The 917-nt window shown below is 66.1% G+C and carries 1 protein-coding gene; it reads left to right on the forward strand.

The window, feature by feature from the left end; all coding sequences use genetic code 11:
• Positions 1 to 42 precede the first annotated feature (42 nt).
• Positions 43 to 917 (forward strand): DUF1800 family protein (locus NS334_RS16215; RefSeq protein ID WP_193753135.1); only part of this gene is annotated, 875 nt, incomplete at its 3' end.

Here is a 917-nt window from a genome sequence, read left to right on the forward strand (position 1 = left end):
GATGTGTAATAAGAGACAGCCTATGTCGATCTCGTGAAATGGGTGCCGAACGATTATTGTTCGGCCGACCGCTCGATCCCGAATTGCTGGCAGAACAACTTCACCCGCGTGCCGGTCGCGGCGCGCTTCTACGCCGACGCCACGCTCGCCCCCGACCAGCTGCGGCAGCGGGTGGCGTTCGCGCTGTCGCAGATCATGGTGATCTCCGGCAACACGGTGAACAGCACGGCCGGCATCGCCGCCTATCAGCAACTGCTGCTGGACGGCGCGTTCGGCAATTACCGCGACCTGCTGGGCAAGGTCACGCTGCATGGCGCGATGGGCAACTACCTGTCGATGGCCGACAGCGCGCGGGCCGCGCCATCGGAGAATTACGCGCGGGAGATGCTGCAGATCTTCACGATGGGGCCGATGCAGCTCAACGCGGACGGCACGCCGGTGCTGGCCGCCAACGGCGCGCTGGTCGACAATTACACCACCGATGACATCAAGGGGCTGTCGCGCGCACTGACCGGCTGGACCTATGCCAAGGGTGGCGGTCGGACCGACTGGACCGGCAACGATTACTCGCAAGCCATGGTCGTGCGCAGCGTCAACTGGGCGTATGATTCGCAGGCCAAGTCGTTCCTGGGCGCCAGCGTCCCCGCCGGTGCCACGCCGGCCGACAGCGTGCGGATCGCGCTGGACGCGGCGTTCAATCATTCCAGCACGCCGCCGCGCCTCGCCAAGTTGCTGATCCAGAATCTGGTGAAGGCCAATCCGTCGCCGGCCTATGTCGCCCGTATCGGCGCGGTGTTCGTCGACAATGGCAAGGGCGTGCGCGGCGATCTGAAGGCGGTGGTGCGCGCGATCCTGCTCGACCCCGAGGCACGCGGCGACGAACCGCGCGGCGGGGGATTCGGCAAGGTCAAGGAGCC

Source organism: Sphingomonas endophytica, assembly GCF_001476895.1.
GTDB classification, from domain to species: domain Bacteria; phylum Pseudomonadota; class Alphaproteobacteria; order Sphingomonadales; family Sphingomonadaceae; genus Sphingomonas; species Sphingomonas endophytica_A.